The 17,757-nt window shown below is 69.7% G+C and carries 19 protein-coding genes and 1 pseudogene; 3 read left to right on the forward strand and 17 right to left on the reverse strand.

Features of this window, described 5'->3' with window-relative positions:
• Positions 1–6: 6 nt before the first annotated feature.
• The 4 genes and pseudogenes from ACIBH1_RS28340 to ACIBH1_RS28355 form a co-directional block, all read right to left on the reverse strand.
• Positions 7–747, reverse strand: coding sequence for an SGNH/GDSL hydrolase family protein (locus ACIBH1_RS28340; protein ID WP_397316987.1), 741 nt, complete (start codon positions 745–747; stop codon positions 7–9).
• A 103-nt stretch (positions 748–850) separates the two neighbouring features.
• Positions 851–988 carry a hypothetical protein gene (locus tag ACIBH1_RS28345; protein WP_397317116.1) on the reverse strand — a complete coding sequence of 46 codons (138 nt, stop codon included), beginning with the start codon at positions 986–988 and terminating at the stop codon, positions 851–853.
• Between the two features lie 15 nt (positions 989–1,003).
• Positions 1,004–1,111: pseudogene (locus ACIBH1_RS28350) on the reverse strand (zf-TFIIB domain-containing protein); the annotation flags it as partial.
• Between the two features lie 44 nt (positions 1,112–1,155).
• A complete protein-coding gene (locus ACIBH1_RS28355; RefSeq protein ID WP_397316988.1) occupies positions 1,156–2,016 on the reverse strand; it encodes a phosphotransferase family protein in 861 nt (286 codons plus the stop codon).
• A 19-nt stretch (positions 2,017–2,035) separates the two neighbouring features.
• Between ACIBH1_RS28355 and ACIBH1_RS28360 the strand changes: the two genes are divergently transcribed.
• A complete protein-coding gene (locus ACIBH1_RS28360) occupies positions 2,036–2,947 on the forward strand; it encodes a TIGR03619 family F420-dependent LLM class oxidoreductase (RefSeq protein WP_397316989.1) in 912 nt (303 codons plus the stop codon).
• Here ACIBH1_RS28360 and ACIBH1_RS28365 read toward each other — a convergent pair.
• Together ACIBH1_RS28365 and murQ are read right to left on the reverse strand one after the other, a co-directional pair.
• Entirely contained in the window at positions 2,918–3,982 is a 1,065-nt protein-coding gene (locus ACIBH1_RS28365) for a serine hydrolase domain-containing protein (RefSeq protein WP_397316990.1), read from the reverse strand. The genes ACIBH1_RS28360 and ACIBH1_RS28365 overlap by 30 nt on opposite strands.
• Positions 3,975–4,904 carry an N-acetylmuramic acid 6-phosphate etherase gene (gene murQ / locus ACIBH1_RS28370; RefSeq protein WP_397316991.1) on the reverse strand — a complete coding sequence of 310 codons (930 nt, stop codon included), beginning with the start codon at positions 4,902–4,904 and terminating at the stop codon, positions 3,975–3,977. Before murQ ends, ACIBH1_RS28365 begins: the two co-directional genes overlap by 8 nt.
• Positions 4,905–4,962: 58 nt before the next feature.
• Between murQ and ACIBH1_RS28375 the strand changes: the two genes are divergently transcribed.
• Positions 4,963–6,048 (forward strand): exo-beta-N-acetylmuramidase NamZ domain-containing protein, encoded by a 1,086-nt coding sequence (locus tag ACIBH1_RS28375; RefSeq protein WP_397316992.1) that lies wholly within the window; start codon positions 4,963–4,965, stop codon positions 6,046–6,048.
• Here the strand turns inward: ACIBH1_RS28375 and ACIBH1_RS28380 are convergent.
• From ACIBH1_RS28380 to ACIBH1_RS28415, 8 genes are all read right to left on the reverse strand, one after another.
• Positions 6,027–6,809 (reverse strand): GNAT family N-acetyltransferase, encoded by a 783-nt coding sequence (locus ACIBH1_RS28380; RefSeq protein WP_397316993.1) that lies wholly within the window; start codon positions 6,807–6,809, stop codon positions 6,027–6,029. The genes ACIBH1_RS28375 and ACIBH1_RS28380 overlap by 22 nt on opposite strands.
• Complete coding sequence (locus ACIBH1_RS28385) at positions 6,806–7,816, reverse strand: ABC transporter ATP-binding protein (protein WP_397316994.1); 1,011 nt, start codon at positions 7,814–7,816, stop codon at positions 6,806–6,808. The genes ACIBH1_RS28380 and ACIBH1_RS28385 overlap by 4 nt, the downstream gene beginning before the upstream one ends.
• Complete coding sequence (locus tag ACIBH1_RS28390) at positions 7,813–8,793, reverse strand: ABC transporter ATP-binding protein (RefSeq protein ID WP_397316995.1); 981 nt, start codon at positions 8,791–8,793, stop codon at positions 7,813–7,815. Before ACIBH1_RS28390 ends, ACIBH1_RS28385 begins: the two co-directional genes overlap by 4 nt.
• Positions 8,793–9,689, reverse strand: a complete 897-nt coding sequence (locus ACIBH1_RS28395; RefSeq protein WP_397316996.1) for an ABC transporter permease — start codon at positions 9,687–9,689, stop codon at positions 8,793–8,795. Before ACIBH1_RS28395 ends, ACIBH1_RS28390 begins: the two co-directional genes overlap by 1 nt.
• Complete coding sequence (locus ACIBH1_RS28400) at positions 9,686–10,681, reverse strand: ABC transporter permease (RefSeq protein WP_397316997.1); 996 nt, start codon at positions 10,679–10,681, stop codon at positions 9,686–9,688. Before ACIBH1_RS28400 ends, ACIBH1_RS28395 begins: the two co-directional genes overlap by 4 nt.
• A 4-nt stretch (positions 10,682–10,685) precedes the next feature.
• Complete coding sequence (locus ACIBH1_RS28405) at positions 10,686–12,509, reverse strand: ABC transporter substrate-binding protein (protein ID WP_397316998.1); 1,824 nt, start codon at positions 12,507–12,509, stop codon at positions 10,686–10,688.
• Between the two features lie 182 nt (positions 12,510–12,691).
• The gene (locus ACIBH1_RS28410) at positions 12,692–13,417 is read right to left on the reverse strand and encodes an aminotransferase class IV (RefSeq protein ID WP_397316999.1); all 726 of its coding nucleotides are present in this window, start codon (positions 13,415–13,417) and stop codon (positions 12,692–12,694) included.
• A gap of 9 nt (positions 13,418–13,426) precedes the next feature.
• Entirely contained in the window at positions 13,427–14,635 is a 1,209-nt protein-coding gene (locus tag ACIBH1_RS28415; protein ID WP_397317000.1) for a M20 family metallopeptidase, read from the reverse strand.
• A 61-nt stretch (positions 14,636–14,696) separates the two neighbouring features.
• On the opposite strand from ACIBH1_RS28415, the gene ACIBH1_RS28420 reads away from it, so the two are divergent.
• Positions 14,697–15,476 (forward strand): HAD-IIA family hydrolase, encoded by a 780-nt coding sequence (locus tag ACIBH1_RS28420; protein WP_397317001.1) that lies wholly within the window; start codon positions 14,697–14,699, stop codon positions 15,474–15,476.
• A 427-nt stretch (positions 15,477–15,903) separates the two neighbouring features.
• Here the strand turns inward: ACIBH1_RS28420 and ACIBH1_RS28425 are convergent, their stop codons facing one another.
• The 3 genes from ACIBH1_RS28425 to ACIBH1_RS28435 form a co-directional block, all read right to left on the reverse strand.
• Positions 15,904–16,467, reverse strand: a complete 564-nt coding sequence (locus tag ACIBH1_RS28425; RefSeq protein ID WP_397317002.1) for a DinB family protein — start codon at positions 16,465–16,467, stop codon at positions 15,904–15,906.
• A gap of 270 nt (positions 16,468–16,737) precedes the next feature.
• Positions 16,738–17,262 (reverse strand): NUDIX hydrolase, encoded by a 525-nt coding sequence (locus ACIBH1_RS28430; protein WP_397317003.1) that lies wholly within the window; start codon positions 17,260–17,262, stop codon positions 16,738–16,740.
• A 125-nt stretch (positions 17,263–17,387) separates the two neighbouring features.
• A complete protein-coding gene (locus ACIBH1_RS28435; RefSeq protein WP_397317004.1) occupies positions 17,388–17,753 on the reverse strand; it encodes a hypothetical protein in 366 nt (121 codons plus the stop codon).
• Between the last annotated feature and the right edge of the window lie 4 nt (positions 17,754–17,757).

Below are 17,757 nucleotides of genomic sequence, written 5' to 3' on the forward strand. Positions count from 1 at the left end.
GCGCGGTCAGGCGATGAGCGGGCGCTTGGCGTCGGCCGGGATGTCGTCCGCGTCCGGGTAGGGCCGCGGGTACGGCACGCCGATGGTGTACCAGGCCGCCAGGGCGTCGGCGAAGGCGCCCGCGATGCGGAACTCGCCGCGGGGGTTGGGGTGCGTCCCGTCCCACGTGTGGTCGGCCGCCACGAACTCCGCGTCAGTGTTGGCCACCACGATGGGCGACAGGGGCGTCGACAGTTCCCCCGCGACGGCGCGGATGCGGAGGTTGCACACCGCGACGCGGGTGGCGAACGCGAGGTCGTCCTGCGCCCGCCGGGTGGGCAGCATGGCGCCGACGACGAACCGGAGCGTGGGCGCCGCGCGCCTGGCGTTGGTCACGAACTCCCGCAGGTTCGCCTCGAACGCCTGCGGGTCGACGCCGTACCAGAACAGGTCGTTGATGCCGAGCAGCACCAGCATGTAGTCGGGCCGGTGTTCGGCGACCTTGGCCTCGATGACCGCCTTCTCCAGGAGGTAGGGCCGGCCCCACTGGGCGTCGTGGTCGGTGTCGAACGCGGGGTCGGCGTAGGTGTGGTCGCCGTCGCCGCACTCCTCGGTGCGGATGTTGTCGAGGTGGTCGCGCGACCCCACCAGGTCGACGGCGACGCCGTGGGCGCACAGGTGCTTCCAGAGCCGGTAGCGCCACGTCCAGTCGCCGCTGCTGCCGTGGCTGATGGAGTCTCCCACGATCATGAGGCGGATCTCGGCCACTGATCTCCCATCACATAGAGCGTCTTCGCGACTACTTTAAGTGATGGCAAAGGTCCAACAAAAGAGGAAGGACACGGGGCCCCTCCTCTTTTGTTGGAACGTATCAGGACGAGAACAGCATGTTCACCCAGCTGCGCTGCCTGTGGTGGCCGTAGTGGCCGCCGTGGTGAGGGGCACCCCAGCCGGGGGCGCCGTGGGCCGGAGGGGGTGGCGGGGGAGCGGCGTGGAACTGCGTCTCCATCCGGGTGAGGGTCTCGAGCTCGCCATAGTCGAGGAAGATCCCGCGACAGTTGTCGCACTGCTCGATGTGAACCCCGTTACGCTCATATGTCCGCATATTGCCGCGGCACTTGGGGCACTGCATCTGCTCTCCTTGCCCTCTAGGGGGAATACGTCCTGCGTGGGCCACTATCTCAGGCTTTTCTGAAGCCCGACAATCCTGCCGCACGCCTCGATCAACGATTGCTCCACCTCATCGGGTTCCCGTCCGTCGCGCAGAGCTTTGTCGAGGGCGACGGCGGCGAGCTGGGCGGTGAGCGCGCGGGCGGGCATGTCGAGGCGCGACCACGGGTCGGCGGCGTCGACGGCGGGCCCGCCCGCGGCCAGATAGGCGCCGAGGAACCGGTCCCACACCGACCCCTCCAGGAGCCCAGCGGCGTACCAGGCCGCGGGGCGGGCCAGATCCCAGGCGGGGTCGCCCACGCCCAGGTCGTCGACGTCGATGAGCAGCCAATGGGAACGATGCACGAGCTGCCCCAGATGCCAGTCTCCGTGGGTGAGCAGCCCCGGGCCGTCGGGGAAGGGCGGCAGGCCCTCGAACGCCTGCCGTACGAGCTTCTCGGCCGGGCTGTCGCCGGTGAGCCGGTTGACGGCGCGCGCGGCGCGGAGCGGTCCACCGGCGGGGGGCAGCGGCGGCAGGGCGCTCAGCGGCACGGCGTGCAGCCGGGCCAGCAGCCTGGCGCCCTCCTCCCATGGCGCGTGCTCGGGATCGGTGACCGGCTGCCCGGCGGGCCACACGGTGACGTTGCGCCCGCCGACCCGCAGGACCTCGGCCTGGAGCGGCGCGAGCAGCAGCCCGTGCAGCGGCGCGGAGGCCGCGGCCCGCAGGCGCAACTCCAGCCCGCCCGGATCCTCGCGGTCGGAGTGCGCCTTGACCACGACCCCGCCCTGGCGAAGTACCATCACGTCCGTACGCGAGGGAAACAGGACAGGCTCTCCGGCGCCGCCGAACGCGTCGGCGATCGAGGTCAGTTCATCCTCAAGGCTCACCCATGTAAGGGTATGGGGCATGGAGAGAATCGGGTTCGCGCTGCCGGTCTCCGGACCGTGGGCCAGGCCGGAGAACGTGCGAAGGGTCGCGACGCGCGCCGAGGAGCTGGGCTACGACTCGTTGTGGACCTTCCAGCGGCTGCTGTACCCCGTCGGCCACCAGATGGGACCGATCTATCGCAGCGTGCACGACCCGCTGATCACGCTGGCGCACGTGTCGGGCCTGACCCGCGAGATCGAGCTGGGCGTGGCCGTGGTCAACGCCTACGTGCCCCCGGTGTTGCTGGCCAAGGAGCTGGCCACGCTCCAGACCCTCTCGGGCGGGCGCGTGCTGGCCGGGGTAGGGCTGGGCTGGCTGGAGGAGGAGTTCCAGGCGACCGGCGTCGGATTCGAGGCGAGGGGACGGCGCGGCGAGGAGTACGTCGAGCTGCTGCGCGCCTGCTGGAGCGACGACCCGGTGGAGTACAAGGGCGAGTTCTACCAGGTGCCCGCCTCCCACCTGGACCCCAAGCCGGAGACCGCGCCGCCGATCCTGCTCGGGGGCGCCGCCGAGCGGGCCCTGCGGCGAGCCGGGCGCCTGGCCGACGGCTGGGTGAGCGCCAGCAGGGAGAACCTCGACAACATCGACGAGAAGATCGCCGTCGTGAAGGCGGCGGCCGAGGAGGCCGGGCGCGACCCCGGGACGCTCAGGTTCGTCGTGCGCGGCGTCACCAAGGTGCGCCTGGAGCGGGGTGGCCCGCTGTCCGGCACCTACGCCCAGATCGCCGAGGACGTGGCGGAGCTGTTCGCCAAGGGTGTGACCGACGTCTTCCACGACCTGAACTTCGACCAGGAGATCGTCACGGCCTCGCCCACCGAGGCCATGGCCAGGGCTGAGGAGGCGCTGGAGATCCTGGCCCCGTCACGCCCTGGAGAGTTCGGCGCCGAGTGACGACACGGCGTGCCGCAGCTCCCTGATCCCGGGACGGCCGCGCAGCGGGTGCACGGCATTGGTCAGCAGCACCACCGTGAGCTCGCGCGAGGGGGAGACGACCAGGGCGGTGCCGGTGAAGCCCGAGTGGCCGTAGCCGTCGTGGAGCGGCCCGACGATCGCCGGGTCGCCGAGCCGTACGCCCAGCCCCTGGCGGAAGGGCGCGCCGGTGGCGCCCTGGTCGGCCAGCATCTCCTTGACGGAAGAGGTCCTGAGCACCGGTGAGCCGCCGAGCCTGAGCATCTCCCCGAAGCGCAGCACCTCGCCCGCGGTCGAGAAGATCCCGGCGTGCCCGGCGACGCCGCCCAGCGCCGAGGCGGTCTCGTCGTGCACGGTGCCGCGCACGAAGCCCGACGGACGGCACTCGGTGGCCGCCACGCGCTCCCACGTGGCGGGGGAGGGGCGGAAACCGGTGTCGGCCAGGCCGAGCGGGCCCGTCACGCGCTCGGCGACCAGCACGTCGAGCGGCGCCCCACCGGCGAGCTCCGCGATGCGGCCCACGGTGACCATGCCGACGTCGGTGTAGAGGTAGGGCCCGCCGACCGGCTGGGTGATCGGCGTGGAGATGATCAGGTCGAGCTGCTCCTCGACGGAGGCTCCCGGGATCTCCAGGTAGGCGCGGCGGGTCGGCTGCAGCCCGGCGGTGTGCGACAGCAGGTGGCGCAGGGTGATGTGGCGGCGGCTCGCGTAGTGCTCCGGCAGCACGTCGGCCACGGGGGCGTCGAGGTCGAGCCGTCCCTCCTCGACGAGGCCGAGCACCACGCAGGTGGTGAACAGCTTGGTGATGGAGGCCAGGTCGAAGAGCGAGTCCTGGTGAACCGGCGGGCGGTCCGCGGCCAGGGTGCCCGAGTCGTCGGCGTAGCGCACCAGCTCGCCGGCGGCCGCCTCGGCCACCACCCGGCCGCGCACGGAGATCGCGGCCACCGCCGCCGAGCACACCCCCGCCTCGACGGCCTCGGCGAGCACGGCGGAGAGCGCGGGAACGGGGTCAGCCACCGTTCACCTTCTCCAGGGGCGCGTCGTCGCCCAGCACGTCGCCCAGGCGCTCGCCGTGCGACTCCAGCAGCGCCCTGGCGCCCGTCGCGTCGAGCCCGTGCTCGATCATGACGACGGCCACCTTGGCCTGCCCGCCCGCCTCGGCCAGCGCCTGCCGCGCGGTCTCGGCGTCGGCGCCGGTGATGTCGGCGACCATGCGCGCGGCCCGGTCGGCGAGCTTGGCGTTCATCGCCGACACCTCGATCATCTGGTTGCCGTAGGTACGGCCCAGCCGGATCATCGAGATCGTCGAGATCATGTTGAGCACCAGCTTCTGCGCGGTGCCCGCCTTCAGCCGGGTGGAGCCGGTGACCACCTCAGGTCCGACCACCACCTCGATGGCGTGCTGACTGGCCGCCGACAGCGGCGAGTCGTTGTTGCACGACAACGCGACCGTGCACGCGCCCCTGCGCTCGGCCTCGCCGAGCGCGCCCAGGACGAAAGGGGCACGCCCGCTGGCGGAGATGCCCACGACGGAGTCGAGCGGCCCCACCTCCAGGCGCGCCATCTCGGCGGCGCCCGCTTCCGCGTCGTCCTCGGCGCCCTCGACCGACCGGGTCAGGGCGTCGGGACCACCGGCGATGACGCCCTGCACCAGCGAGGGGTCGGTGCCGAAGGTGGGCGGGCACTCGGACGCGTCCAGGACGGCCAGGCGGCCGGAGGTGCCGGCGCCGACGTACAGCAACCGGCCACCGGCGGCCATGCGCGAGGAGATCGCGTCTATGGCGGCCGAGATCGCCGGGATCGCCACGGCGACCGCGACGGGCACGGCGGCATCGGCCGCGTTCATCATCCTGGCGATCTGCTCAGTCGGCAGCCGATCGATCTGACTGAAGCGCGGATCGCTCTGCTCCGTGGACATCTCGGCAAGCGGATCAACCATGACGCTGATTTTCACCCTTCGGGTTTGGTTTGGCAATAAATTTCAGTCATTATTAACCATGCGAATCGGAGCAGAGCGGCTGGCCGCGAATCCCGCCCTGGTCAAGGGCGAGCGCATCGGCCTGATCACCAACCCCACCGGCGTGCTGCCGGACCTCACCCCCACTCCGCAGGCGCTCCTGCACGCGGGCCTGCCCGTCGTGGCGCTGCTGGGCCCCGAGCACGGCCTGAGGGGCACGGCCCAGGCGGGGTTCACCGAGCAGGACGCCAGGGACGCGAGAACAGGTCTGCCCATCCTGGAGACGTATCAAGCCGATCCCCGTGAGGTGCTGGAACGCGCCGGGCTCGACACGCTCGTCTTCGACATCGCCGACATCGGCACGCGCTTCTACACCTTCATCTGGACCATGTACGACTACATCCAGGCCGCGCGCGAGCTCGGCATCGGCTTCGTCGTGCTCGACAGGCCCAACCCCCTGGGCGGCGACACCGCCGAGGGTCCGCTGCTCGACCCCGCCTTCGCCAGCGCGGTGGGCAAGGCGCCCATCCCGATCAGGCACGGCCTCACCGCGGGCGAGCTGGCCCTGCGCTTCGACCCGGGCGTCCAGGTGATCGAGCTCGAAGGCTGGAACAGGCGGATGCGGCACGCCGACACCGGCCTGCCGTGGATCATGCCGAGCGTCAACATGCCCACGCCCGACACCGCCCTGGTCTACCCGGGCACCGGCCTGCTGGAGGGCACCACCTTCTCGGAGGGACGCGGCACCACCAGGCCGTTCGAGCTGATCGGCGCGCCGTACGTCGACGACCGCTTCCTGCCCGCGCTCCAGGCCCTGCGCCTGCCCGGCGTGCTCTTCCGCGAGGTGTGGTTCACCCCGACCTTCCACAAGCACGAGGGACGGACCTGCCAGGGCGTGCAACTGCACGTCACCGACGCCCTGGCCTTCCGTCCCGTGCTGACGGGCGTGTCGATCCTGCGCACCGTCCGCGATCTCTACCCGCGAGACCTCGACTGGTGGGGACCCGACCGCTTCGCCCAGCACCTGTGGGGTTCCGACACGCTGCTGGACGACGACGCCCGCGAACGCTGCGGTGAACCCCGCCTCCCCGATGGCCACCTGCTCTACCCCAGCTCGCGCCGGTAGAGCCAGAAGACACGTTCGGCACGGGCGCCGACCGCTCTGGAGTAGAACCGGAGCGGTCCCACCCAGCCGATCTGGGCCTGCGCCTGGCCGGCCGCGCGCTGCTCGGCCAGGCAGCGGCGCAGCAGCACCCGCCCCAGCCCCAGCCCCTCGGCCCGTGGAGAGGTACCCATGGGGCCGAACCACTCGGGACGCGCCCCCCACGCCGCGAAGGCCACGACCTCGCCGTCGCGCATCGCGTAGTGCAGCCCGGCGGCGTGCTCGGCCTCCCAGGCCCAGAAGCGGTTCCACGTGTCGTGGACGAACGCCAGGACCCGCTCGTCGGTGCCGCTGTGCAGGGTGACCCCTGGCACCTCCTCGTCGGGCAGGGGCAGCGACAGGTCGGCCGTCATGTTCCAGGCGGTGTGGTAACGCTCGTAGCCCAGCCGTTCCGCCAGGCACGCCGCCGCCGTGTAGCGCACGTCGATGCCCGGCCACGCGTAGCAGGGCGGGTTGCCGGCGAAGCGGGCCTCGCGCGCGCCCTGCCCGCCCAGCCACTCCTCCGCCTGCCGGACCAGCTGCTTGCCCAGCCCCCGGCCGCGCGCCTGCGGCTGTACGGCCAGCAGGTCGATGTGCCCGACGGCCGGGTCCCGATGCGACAGCGAGGCGAAGGCCACCCCGCCCTCGATGTCGAAGCGCTTCCACACGCGGTCGGCCGGAGGGCTGGACAGATGCTTGACCAGCGCCTCGAGCTGCCCCGGATCGAACTCCAGCGGCTCCGTCATACGCCGCTCATCGGCCGGGCCACGACATCGCGGCGCTCGGGGTAGAAGCACGCGTGCTCCTGCGGCACGTCCCCGGATCGGCCGAGCACGGGCAGCTCGGAGGTGCAGCGCTCGGTGTGGAAGGGGCAGCGGCGGGCGAACAGGCAGCCGTCGTCGGCCAGCGACTCGTCGAGGCCGGACAGCGGCACCACGGGCTGCGTGCCGGGCTCCTCCAGGCCGTGCAGCACGGGGATGGCCGACAGCAGCGACTGCGTGTAGGGGTGGACGGGGTCGGAGATGACCGTGTCGACCTTGCCGTGCTCGATGACCTGGCCGCGGTAGATGACGTACAGGTCGCCGTCGTCGCCGATGTAGCGCGCGGTGGCCACGTCGTGGGTGATGAACAGCACCGCGACGCCGAGGCGCTCGCGCAGGTCCTTCAGCAGCGCCAGGATGCCCAGCCGCAGCGAGACGTCGATCATCGAGACAGCCTCGTCGGCGACCAGCATCTCCGGGTCGACCGTCAGCGCGCGGGCGATGACGACGCGCTGGCGCATGCCGCCCGACAGCTGGTGGGGGTAACGTCCCAGCACCGAGCCGGGGTCCAGGCCGACCAGGGCCAGCACCTCGGAGGCGCGCTCGTCGATCCACCTGCCGTCGCGCCCGGTCTGCCTGGCCCGCAGCCTGAGCGGCGCCTGGAGCGTCTGGAAGATCGTCCGGGTCGGGTTCAGCGCGGAGTAGGGGTCCTGGTGGATCATCTGGATGCGCCGGAAGTACGGCTGGCGTGCCTTGGGCTTGAGCGACGACATCGCGACGTCGTCGATGACGATCTCGCCCTCGTCGTGGGTCTCCAGCCCCGCGATGATGCGGCCCAGGGTGGTCTTGCCGCAGCCTGACTCGCCGATGAAGGAGGCGGCGCCGCCCTTGGGGATGGAGAAGTCCACCCCGCGCAGCGCTCTGACCTCCCGCTTGTCGAGCACGCTGCCGCGCTGCTTGAACGTTTTGACGATGCCTGTGCCGGTGATCACGCGTGCTCCTTGACCTTCACTGCATGGCAGGCGACGATCCGCGTGCCGTACGCCTCGGCCGCCGGGTCGACGGTGTCGCAGACGTCCATGCGCAGCGGGCAGCGCTCGCGGAAGACGCAGCCTTCGGCGGGCACGGTGGCCAACGTGGGCGGGCGGCCGGGCAGGGCCTGCGCCTCGTCGATGTCGCCGGTCAGGCGGGGGATGGCGCGGATCAGGCCGCGCGTGTACGGATGCTGCGGCGAGGCCAGGACCTCGCGCGTGGGCCCCTGCTCGACCAGGCGCCCGCCGTACATGACCGCGAGGCGGTCGGCCACCTCGGCCACGACGCCGATGTCGTGGGTGATGACCAGCGTGGTGAGACCGCGCTCCTCGTGCACCTCGCGGATGATCTTCAGGATGGTCGCCTGGGTGATCATGTCCAGCGCGGTCGTGGGCTCGTCGAGCACCACCAGGTGGGCGTTGAGCACCAGGGCCAGCATGATGCCGACCCGCTGGCGCATGCCGCCCGACAGCTCGTGCTGGTGCGAGTCGAGCACCCGCGCGCCGTCCAGGCCCATCCGGCCCAGCAGCTCGCGAGCGTCCCTGACCAGCCCGGGCAGGTCCTCCACGCCATGCGAACGACCCAGGTCCAGCAGCTGCTTGCCGACCGTCTTGAGCGGGTTCAGAGAGTTCTGCGCGGCCTGGAAGACGTAGCCGATCTGCGAACCTCGCACCCGCCTGATCTGCTCGGCGGCGAACTCGACGACGTTGCCGATCTCGTCGATCTCGACGCTGCCCGCCGAGATCTTGCCGGGCGGCTGGACCGCGTTGAGCAGACTCAGCGCCAGCGTGGACTTGCCGGAGCCGGACTCGCCGACGATGCCGGTGATCGTGCCCGGCGGCAGCTCCAGGCTGACGTTCCGTACGGCGGGCAGATTGTTGTAGGTGACGGTCAGCCCGTCGATGCGCACTCCCGGCGCTTGCTTCGACACGCTCATTACTCCTCGCGCAGCCGGGGGTTGAAGATCTCGTCCATGGCGTCGACGACGAGGACGATGCCCAGGGTGAGCAGCAGGATCGCCAGCAGCGGGGCCAGCAGGTAGGGCAACGCCGCCGTGGTGGTCATGGCGCCCCCGCCGAAGACGGCCAGGTTGAGCATGACGCCCCAGTTGTCCGCCTCGTAGGGCAGCACGCCCAGGAAGAACAGGCCGACCTGCGCGTAGACCGCTCCCGTCACCGCGACCAGCATGTTCATCGCGATGTAGGGCGCCATCGTCGGCAGCAGCTCCTTGCCCACGATGTGCGTCGTGGACAGGCCCAGGCCGCGCGCCGCCTCGATGAAGCCGCGCTCGCGCAGCGACAACGTCTGCGACCGCACCGCCCTCGCCACGCCGCCCCAGCCGAGCAGGCCTAGGACCAGGCCCATCTCGATGGCGCTGCCGAACGACCAGACGGTCGACAGCACCAGCAGCAGCGGCAGCCCGGGAATGGTCAGCTTCATGTCGGTCAGCCGCATGAGGACGGTGTCCCAGCGGCCGCGCTTGAAGCCGGAGAACAGGCCGAGACCCGCCCCCACCACGACCGTGATCACGCCGGTGACCAGGGCCGACAGCAGGACGTAACGCGAGCCGATGACCAGCTGCGCCCAGACGTCCTTGCCCTGGCCGTCGGTGCCGAACCAGTGCTCCCAGCTGATGGGGGCGTACTTGGCGTTGGGGTCGTAGGGCAGGTTCTCGGGATAGAACAGCGGCCCGATCACCGCCATGACCGTGAAGCCGAACAGGATGACCACTCCGGCCATCCGGCTGGGCTTGCGCTTCATGACCCGCCACACCCCGCGCCAGAAGTTGCGGCGCATCGAGGCGGTCGAGGTCTCCAGAATCAGTTCGCTCACTGGCGCACCCGCGGGTCGATGACGGTGTAGAGCAGGTCGGCGAGGATGTTCGCGACCACGATCGCGACGGTGATCAGCAGGAAGGCCCCGCTCATCAGCGCGTAGTCCCGGTTGGTGACGCTGTCGATCAGCTTCAGGCCCAGGCCGGGGTAGTTGAAGATGCGCTCGATGAAGACCGCTCCGGCGAACAGCAGGCCCAGCGAGAGGGCCAGGATCGTGAAGAGCGGCAGGATCGCGTTGCGGGCCACGTAGCGGAAGATGATCGACCGCTTCATGCCGCGCAGCTCGCTGGCCAGGATGAAGTCGTCGCCGAGCACGGTGACGACGCTCGACTTCATGGCCAGCACCCAGCCGCCGTAGCTGGCCAGCGCGTAGGTGAGCACCGGAAGCGCGGCGTGCCTGATCAGGGTCCCGACGTACTCCGGCGTGAGGCCGGGCTCGATCAGGATGTCGGCCACGCCTCCCTCGGAGGGGAACCAGCCGAGCGAGGTGGCGAAGATCGCCGCCAGCAGCAGGCCGAGCACGTACTGGGGCACGCCGTGCAGCAGCGAGCCCGAGATGGCCAGGATGTCGCCCAGCTTGCTCGAACGCCGCAGCGCCGCGTAGACGCCCAGGATCACGCCCACCAGGAAGCTCATCAGGATGCCGAGCAGCACCGGTAGAACGGTCCACTTGGCCGATTCGGTCAGGACCTCGGTGACCGGTTGCCCGGCGTGCAGGGTCGAGGTGCCCAGGTCGAAGGTGGCCAGCCCGGCCAGGTAGTCGACGTACTGGCTCCACATCGAGCCCGTCGGCTGGAAGCCGTAGATGACCTTGACTTCCTGGGCGGCGGCCGCCGGGTCGGCGCCCGCGGCCACCTTCATCTCGAGTGCCGCCTTCATCGGATCGCCCGGGATGTTGCGGACGATGAAGAAGCTGATGGTGGCGACGACCAGGATCATGACGAGCCCGCGGGCCAGGTGGCCCGCGAGCTTTTTCAGAACAACCGTCATGAAACTACGACTTCGCCTTCACCAGGCCGAGCTGGATCCACACGCCGTGGGGCAGGCGCAGCAGGTCGCTGTCGTCGGCGGGGAACCCGGTGAAGCGGGTCGTGTTCTGGAACTGCGTGTTGACGTAGTCCCAGAGCTGGATCACCGGCAGGTCGGCGTTGGCGGTCTTGGCCAGCTGCAGCATCAGCGCCTTCTGCTCCTCGGGGGAGACGGCGTTGAGCTTGGCGGTCAGCTCGCCGGGGTTGACCTTGCCCAGGCCCTCGACCTCGACCTCTTCCTTGCTGCCCATCCAGTTGCCGTTCTTGCCGGGCGCGTTGTGGGTGACCTTGCCACCGATGTTCGCCCAGCCGTTGGCGGAGCCGTAGATGCGCTGGAAGATGTTGTACGGCGCCGGGCCCAGGCCGATCAGCCAGAAGCCGGAGTCGTACTGACCCTCGGCCATCTCGGTCTGGTACAGCGGGAAGTCCGCGGTCGTCACGACCTCGGCGTCCACGCCGGCCTTGATGAGCTGGTTCTTGATGTTCTCCTGGGCGGCGACCCAGTCGGAGAATCCGGCCGGGGCGTGCATGGAGACCTTCCACGGCTTGCCGTCGGCCAGGGTCCACTTGTCGCCGCTCTTCTTCAGACCGGCGGCCTTGAACTCCTCCTCGGCCTTGGCCACGTCGGTGGCGAAGGGCTCCAGGCTGCCGAGCTCGGCGCCCAGCCACTCGGCGGCGGCCTTCTGGTGGATGCCGCTGGTGGTGACGGCGGCGGTGCCGCCCTCCGGCGAGGCGATCTGGGTGACTTCCTCGCGGTTGATCAGGTAGGCCAGGCCGCGGCGCACGTGCACGTTGTCGTAGGGCGCCTTGGACTGGTTGAACGCCAGACCGACGACCACGGGGGAGTAGCCCTTGATGACCTGGTTGCCGGCGGTCGCCTTGATCTTGGTCATGGTGTCGGCGGGCACGGCCACGAACGGCGAGCTGTCGAGCTTGCCCTGGATCAGGTAGTTCCAGACCTGCTCGTTGCCGGTGAAGTTGAGCAGCTGCACCTTCTCGGGCGCCACGTTGGCGGCGTTGTAGAAGTGCGGGTTCTTCTTCAGCAGCGCGGCGCTGGCGTTGACCCGCTCCAGCACGTACGGCCCGGCGGACAGGTCCTGTCCGGGGTTGTGCGCGATGATCTTCTTGCCGAGCTCGGTCAGGTGGGTCCTGGCGGCCTCGGCGTCGGCGCCGTCGGTGCGGGCGGCCTTGATCTTGTCCCAGATGTCGGTGCCGACGACGCTCGACCACAGCTTGGCCGGGACGACCGGGGTGTCGAGCACGCCGCGGGCGAACGTCGTCACGGGGTTGGCCATGTCCTGGGTGACCTTGATGGTCTTGTCGTCCACGACCGTCACCTCGGAGGCGGCACCGGCCGCGCCGGGCACCTGGGTGAAGGCGGTGTTGCCCTGGGTGTAGGCGATCGCGATGGAGAGCTTGACGTCCTCGGCGGTCACCGGGCTGCCGTCAGACCACTTGTTGTTGGGCTGCAGCTTGATGGTGACCGAGGAGTTGTCCGTCGCGATCTCCCAGCTCTCGGCGATGCCGGGGTAGAACTGGTTGGGGTCGGTCAGGTGGTTCTTGACCCAGGCGATCTTCATGGCGTTGTAGCCGCTGAAGCTGTTGCCCTTCGGGGCGAACGGGTTCGCCGGGCCCGCCGGGTCGATGCCCGGCTTGTTTCCGTCGACCGTGGTGTAAACGGCTGCCGCCGCGGCGGCTCCGCCGGTGGCAGCGGGCTTGTTGTCCGAGCTACTACACGCCGAGACGGCGGCCATACCGAGCAGCGCCACAACGGCTGCTAGTCGCTTCATGCTCCGCTCCGAGTGGGGGGTCCTTGGGATTTGACCCCGACCGTATGGTCAAGCGGAGGCTGCGTCAATAATCTCCAGCGGTTGTGAAGCTAATGTAACTTTCCTTCATGGCCCCCGCTGGTGGCGCTCGGCTCCATTCATTCAACCAGCAGGACCACTGAGCCCGTGACCTGGCCGTACGCTCACGGGATCTCCTCCCACGGCACCTCGTCGTAGAGCCTCATCGCCTCGCCCGCCCGTGACGGCATGGGAAGGTCGTCGACCCGGCCGACGGGGGAGACTCCCCAGGAGTTGCAGACGAACACCTCGGGGAAGTGGCGCAGGTCCCGCGGCTTCAGCGCTCGCCTGACGTGCGGGGTCTTGCGGTTGAGCAGCCGCATGGTGATGCCCTCGAGCATCGGGGCGTCGGGCCAGACCAGGCGTTCGCCGTCGAAGCAGCCCAGGTTCGTCACCGCGCCCTCGATGACGTGGCCGTCGGGGGTGGTCAGCAGCACCTCGTCGAAGCCGTCGAGCCTGGCCTGCCTGGCCAGGTGGGCTTGGGGGAAGCCGCCGCCGTGCTTGACGTCGGGGAGGAAGCGCTGAAAATTCACGCTCTTCAGGGCTTTGGGGGATTTATCGGCATCTACCGGGGCGCCGGTGGTGACGATCACGTGGTCGTCCACCACGTGGACGCGCACCGAGGCGTCCTCGCCGGTCACCGCCAGGCGCAGCGAGTCGAGCACCAGGCGGGTGTCGAGGCGCGTGCCGTACAGCTCGGTCGTGGCCCGCTCCAGACGGGCCAGGTGCAGGTCGAGGCCCTTGGCGCGGCCGCCGCGGACCTGCAGGGCGGTGAAGTGGCCCATCCTGGCGGCCAGCGCCAGGCCCACGTCACCGCCCTCGGCCGGACGGCCGTCGACGACAGAGGTCATCGCCTCAATCTAGACCGCTTCCTTCTCCCTGGCGGCGAGCCTGGTGGCGGCGAGGTTCGCGTACAACGCCGCGCCGTCGGCCAGCACCGCGTCGTCGAACTGCGCCTCGGGGGAGTGGTTGTAGGCCGCCGTCGCCGGGTCGCGGTCCGGCGGGCAGGCGCCCAGGAAGACGAAGGCGCCCGGCACCTGGTCCAGCACGTACGAGAAGTCCTCCGCGCCCATGATCGGCTTGGGGGTGATGAAGAAGCGGCTCTCGCCGAACATCTCGGTCGCCAGGTTCGCCGCGAAACCCGACTCGCTCTCGGCGTTCGACGTCACCGGGTAGCCGCCGTCGATCCACGCGTCGACGGCCATGCCGTGCGCCTCGCCGACGCCCTTGAACACCTCCAGCAGCCTGCGGTGCACCTTCTCGCGCGCGCTCTTGCTGAAGGTCCTGATCGTGCCCTCGAAGAAGACGTCGTCCGGGATGATGTTGTCCTTGGTGCCCGAGTGGAAGTTGCACACGCTCACCACGACCGGCTCGAACGTGTCGAACTCACGCGTCACCATCGTCTGGATCGCCGACACCATCGCGCACGCCGCCGGGATCGGGTCGACCGCCGCGTGCGGGGCGCTGCCGTGCCCGCCCCGGCCGAGCACCTTGACGTGGAAGGTGTCGGCGGCGGCCATCAGCGGGCCGCCCCTGGTGTTGAACAGGCCGCTCGGGTACAGCGCCGAGGTCACGTGCATGCCGTACGCGGCCACGACCCGCTCGCCGGCGGCGTCGAGCACGCCCTCCTCGATCATGTAGCGGGCGCCGTGGTCGCCCTCCTCGCCCGGCTGGAACATGAAGACCACGTCTCCGGCCAGTTCCTCGCGCCGCCCCGCCAGCAGGTGCGCCGCCCCCGCCAGCATCGCGGTGTGCAGGTCGTGCCCGCACGCGTGCATCCTGCCCTCGTGCTGGGAGATGTACGGCAGGTCATTGCGCTCGGTCACCGGCAGCGCGTCCATGTCGCCCCGCAGCAGCACCGCGGGGCCGGGACGGCCGCCGCGCAGCACCGCCGTCACCGAGCTGAGAGCGGTCCCGGTGGTGATCTCAAGCGGCAGCCCGTCGAGGGCGCGCAGCACCTTCTCCTGGGTCACGGGCAGGTGCAGGCCGGTCTCCGGCGTCTGGTGCAAGGAGTGCCGAAGCTGGACGAGGTCTTCGTGGAGATCCTTGGAGGCTTCAGTGAAGGACATGGAAGACATTCTTCACATCCCGCTCGCGAAGTCGACATCCGAGGCTCTGTAGGCTTTCCCTGTGACGGAGCGTGAGCGTATCGACAGTTGGCTGTCCGACATGGACGGCGTCCTCGTTCATGAGGGCCACCCCGTGCCCGGGGCGGAAGAGTTCATCAAGCGCCTGCGAGACTCGGGCAAGAACTTCAGAGTGCTCACCAACAACTCCACCTACACCCCACGCGACCTGGCCGTACGGCTTCGCGCCGCCGGGCTGGAAGTGCCGCCGGAATCCATCTGGACCTCCGCCCTGGCCACCGCCCAGTTCCTCGACGACCAGCGCCCCGGCGGCTCCGCCTACGTCGTCGGCGAGTCAGGACTCACCACCGCCCTGCACGACATCGGCTACGTCATCACCGACCTCGACCCCGACTACGTCGTCCTCGGCGAGACGCGCACCTACAGCTTCACGCAGATCACCCGCGCCATCCGGCTCATCGAGAACGGCGCCCGCTTCATCGCCACCAACCCCGACCCCGTCGGCCCCTCGTCCGAGGGCTCCCTGCCCGCCACCGGCGCCGTCGCCGCCCTCATCACCAAGGCCACCGGCGTGGAGCCCTACTTCGTGGGCAAGCCGAACCCGATGATGATGCGGACCGCGGTGAACATGATCGGCGGTCACAGCGGGACCACGGCGATGATCGGTGACCGGATGGACACCGACATCGTGTGCGGCATGGAGGCCGGGCTGTACACCATCCTCGTGCTGACGGGGGTGATGCAGCGGGAGCAGATCGACCGGTTCCCGTTCCGGCCGTCGCTCGTGGTGAACTCGGTAGCGGACCTCATCGACCTGGTCTGACGGCTCTCTCCTTCCTCGGGGTGCGCTTCGCGCCTTCCTGATCGCGAAAGCACCCGCTGAACCTCCCCCCACCGCAATGGGCCTCCGGTGTGCGGCCGCTCCGCGCCTATCGCCTACGGGCTCCCCTTCTTTGGGGGCCCAGCCCCCCAAGACCCCCTGCCGGGGGCCTGCCGGCCCCCGGACCCCCGCGTCGTTGGGGTTGGCGACGCCTCAGGGTGTTCAGGTATGGGCTGTGGCCGGAGATGGACGGGAAAGCCGTTTGATCATTGGACCCGAGCCTCGGCTGTGCGGCCAGGCATTAGTAGTGGCTATGCCGGCAGGCCAGGGGCCGGATCGGCTCTCCCGGAACGCGTCGCGCCGACGCTGGGGAGAGACGGTGCCCAACATGATCCACCGCTGGACCCCGCCCGGCGCCGACGCGGCCGCGTCAGATCCGCCCCGTCACCCCTCCGTCCTGCCAGCGGTACAGATCCCGCAGCAGCGAGATCTCGCCCCCGTGATGGATCAACTCCCTGTTGACGTGCAGCACGATGCTCTCCATGGGACGCTGCTCCGGACCCACCGCGGGCGGATTGTCCAGGTCGGCGTCCGAAAGCGCCCGGACTCCCGCGTTCCACCTCCCGTACATCTCGTCGAGCTGCTTCAACGCCTCCTCAGCCGTCCCCGCGTACGGGTACGCCTGAAAGTCGATGTCCTGGCCCCCGAAGTGCCATCCGACCCGATAGCCCAGGCACGAGACGATGATGTGCGCCAGCCGCCAGGCGATCGTGGTCACGGGTGCCGGCACCGGGTCAGGGGACGCGTACTCAATGGTCCACTCCCCGGAACCCGCCGACTTCGGTGCGGTCGAGGTGCCACGCGGGCGGATGCTCCAGCAGCCGCGGACCGGCTCCCAGAAGTACTCCTCGTCGGTGAGGCCCTGCAGCCGTGGCCGCAGGTTCGTGTTCCAGTGCCAGTCCAGCTGGTCCGCGAGTCGCTCGCTTCTAGTCATCTCGGCACACTACAGACAAAAGGCCGGACGCCCGGCTTGATCAGCGCCTGCGTAGGCAGGTACCGGTTGGCCCGCGACGAGTACGCCTTATGGGGGGCGCCGCGTCGGGCCTGCGCACCTTGGTCCTGAAGGTAGGGGCCATGTCGGTCGGCCGGCAAGGACGGCTCGATCAACTCCCACTCGCTCAGTTCGCGTCGCGGCAGCGTTCTACCAGCGTCCGCACCGGCCACAATGCGCAATCCGACATCACAGAACCAGGCGCGGCCACACTCACCAGGCAGAGGAGCTCGATCTCAGAAGCTTCACGTACTGTCGGATGCGCTGCACGTCATCGGGGAAGCAGCTGTCCCAGCCCTCGTCCAGCCGCATCCACGCTGCGGGCTGTCCGTCCTCCGCGATCAGCGGCTGCTCCGGGTCGCCGATCGCGGCGTAGGAGAAGGACAACGTCTTCGGCGAACCCGGGGCGAACGATCGCACCGCCACCGCGGCAGGTCGTTCCAACAACCGCGGTCGCAGCCCAGTCTCCTCGGCCAGTTCACGGGCCGCGCCATCACGCGGACACTCGCCGGGCTCGACCTTGCCACCCGGCGGGACCAGCCCGCGCCACGGGTGCCTGACCAGCACGATCCGCTCCAGGGTTGTATCCAGGACCCACACCTCGGCGCCCAACGGCTCCACGGCGCCAACCAGCGCAGAGCGCAACCAGGCCCTGGCCCGGTCGAACTCCAGCGTCGCGCTCCCGGCGTCAGCGACGGCAGCGTCAAGCGGACGCTGCTCAAACACGCCACGGATCATTGCGACAGGCTATAGAGCGCTACCGACAACACCGGGCCACAGCAATGGCTGCTGCTGCACCGGCCGGGCACACCGCCACGTCACGTCGAACAATCTCCGACACCGATCACAACGACGAACAGTCCCTAGGACACCCTGCTCTCGATCCTTCGGCGCCGTTGCGCGTCGGCGATCAGACCGCACACGGCCGGGGCGTCCGCGATCGACGTGAGTTCGAACTCGTCACCCAGCTTCACCGACCCGTGCCTCCGCAGGCGCGCAGAAAGGCTCAGCGGAGGCGGCAGGTGCTCGAGGCAGGCCGATTGGCGCGTGCCGCGGATCTCGATGACGAGTCGCCGGTCGGTCAGCGTGTAACGGGCAGAGCTGAATTCCCACACCAGGTTCAGCACGATGAGCACCGAGCCGGTGAGAAGGAACAGCGCCGCGAATACGGGATGAAGCAATTCTCCGTCGAGATCCCCGTGGATGATCACCCTGACCACGTAGGTCACGGTG

It is taken from the genome of Nonomuraea sp. NPDC050663 (genome assembly GCF_044456985.1).
In the GTDB taxonomy this organism is placed as follows: domain Bacteria; phylum Actinomycetota; class Actinomycetes; order Streptosporangiales; family Streptosporangiaceae; genus Nonomuraea.

What these genes read in the sequence shown, in the direction of transcription:
- ACIBH1_RS28430 (WP_397317003.1), bottom strand. Translation starts at nt 17,262, where the DNA reads ATGATCCGTGGCGTGTTTGAGCAGCGTCCGCTTGACGCTGCCGTCGCT.
- ACIBH1_RS28345 (WP_397317116.1), bottom strand. Translation starts at nt 988, where the DNA reads ATGGAGACGCAGTTCCACGCCGCTCCCCCGCCACCCCCTCCGGCCCAC.
- murQ (WP_397316991.1), bottom strand. Translation starts at nt 4,904, where the DNA reads ATGGTTGATCCGCTTGCCGAGATGTCCACGGAGCAGAGCGATCCGCGC.
- ACIBH1_RS28415 (WP_397317000.1), bottom strand. Translation starts at nt 14,635, where the DNA reads ATGTCCTTCACTGAAGCCTCCAAGGATCTCCACGAAGACCTCGTCCAG.
- ACIBH1_RS28405 (WP_397316998.1), bottom strand. Translation starts at nt 12,509, where the DNA reads ATGAAGCGACTAGCAGCCGTTGTGGCGCTGCTCGGTATGGCCGCCGTC.
- ACIBH1_RS28360 (WP_397316989.1), top strand. Translation starts at nt 2,036, where the DNA reads ATGGAGAGAATCGGGTTCGCGCTGCCGGTCTCCGGACCGTGGGCCAGG.
- ACIBH1_RS28380 (WP_397316993.1), bottom strand. Translation starts at nt 6,809, where the DNA reads ATGACGGAGCCGCTGGAGTTCGATCCGGGGCAGCTCGAGGCGCTGGTC.
- ACIBH1_RS28425 (WP_397317002.1), bottom strand. Translation starts at nt 16,467, where the DNA reads ATGACTAGAAGCGAGCGACTCGCGGACCAGCTGGACTGGCACTGGAAC.
- ACIBH1_RS28390 (WP_397316995.1), bottom strand. Translation starts at nt 8,793, where the DNA reads ATGAGCGTGTCGAAGCAAGCGCCGGGAGTGCGCATCGACGGGCTGACC.
- ACIBH1_RS28375 (WP_397316992.1), top strand. Translation starts at nt 4,963, where the DNA reads ATGCGAATCGGAGCAGAGCGGCTGGCCGCGAATCCCGCCCTGGTCAAG.
- ACIBH1_RS28400 (WP_397316997.1), bottom strand. Translation starts at nt 10,681, where the DNA reads ATGACGGTTGTTCTGAAAAAGCTCGCGGGCCACCTGGCCCGCGGGCTC.
- ACIBH1_RS28410 (WP_397316999.1), bottom strand. Translation starts at nt 13,417, where the DNA reads ATGACCTCTGTCGTCGACGGCCGTCCGGCCGAGGGCGGTGACGTGGGC.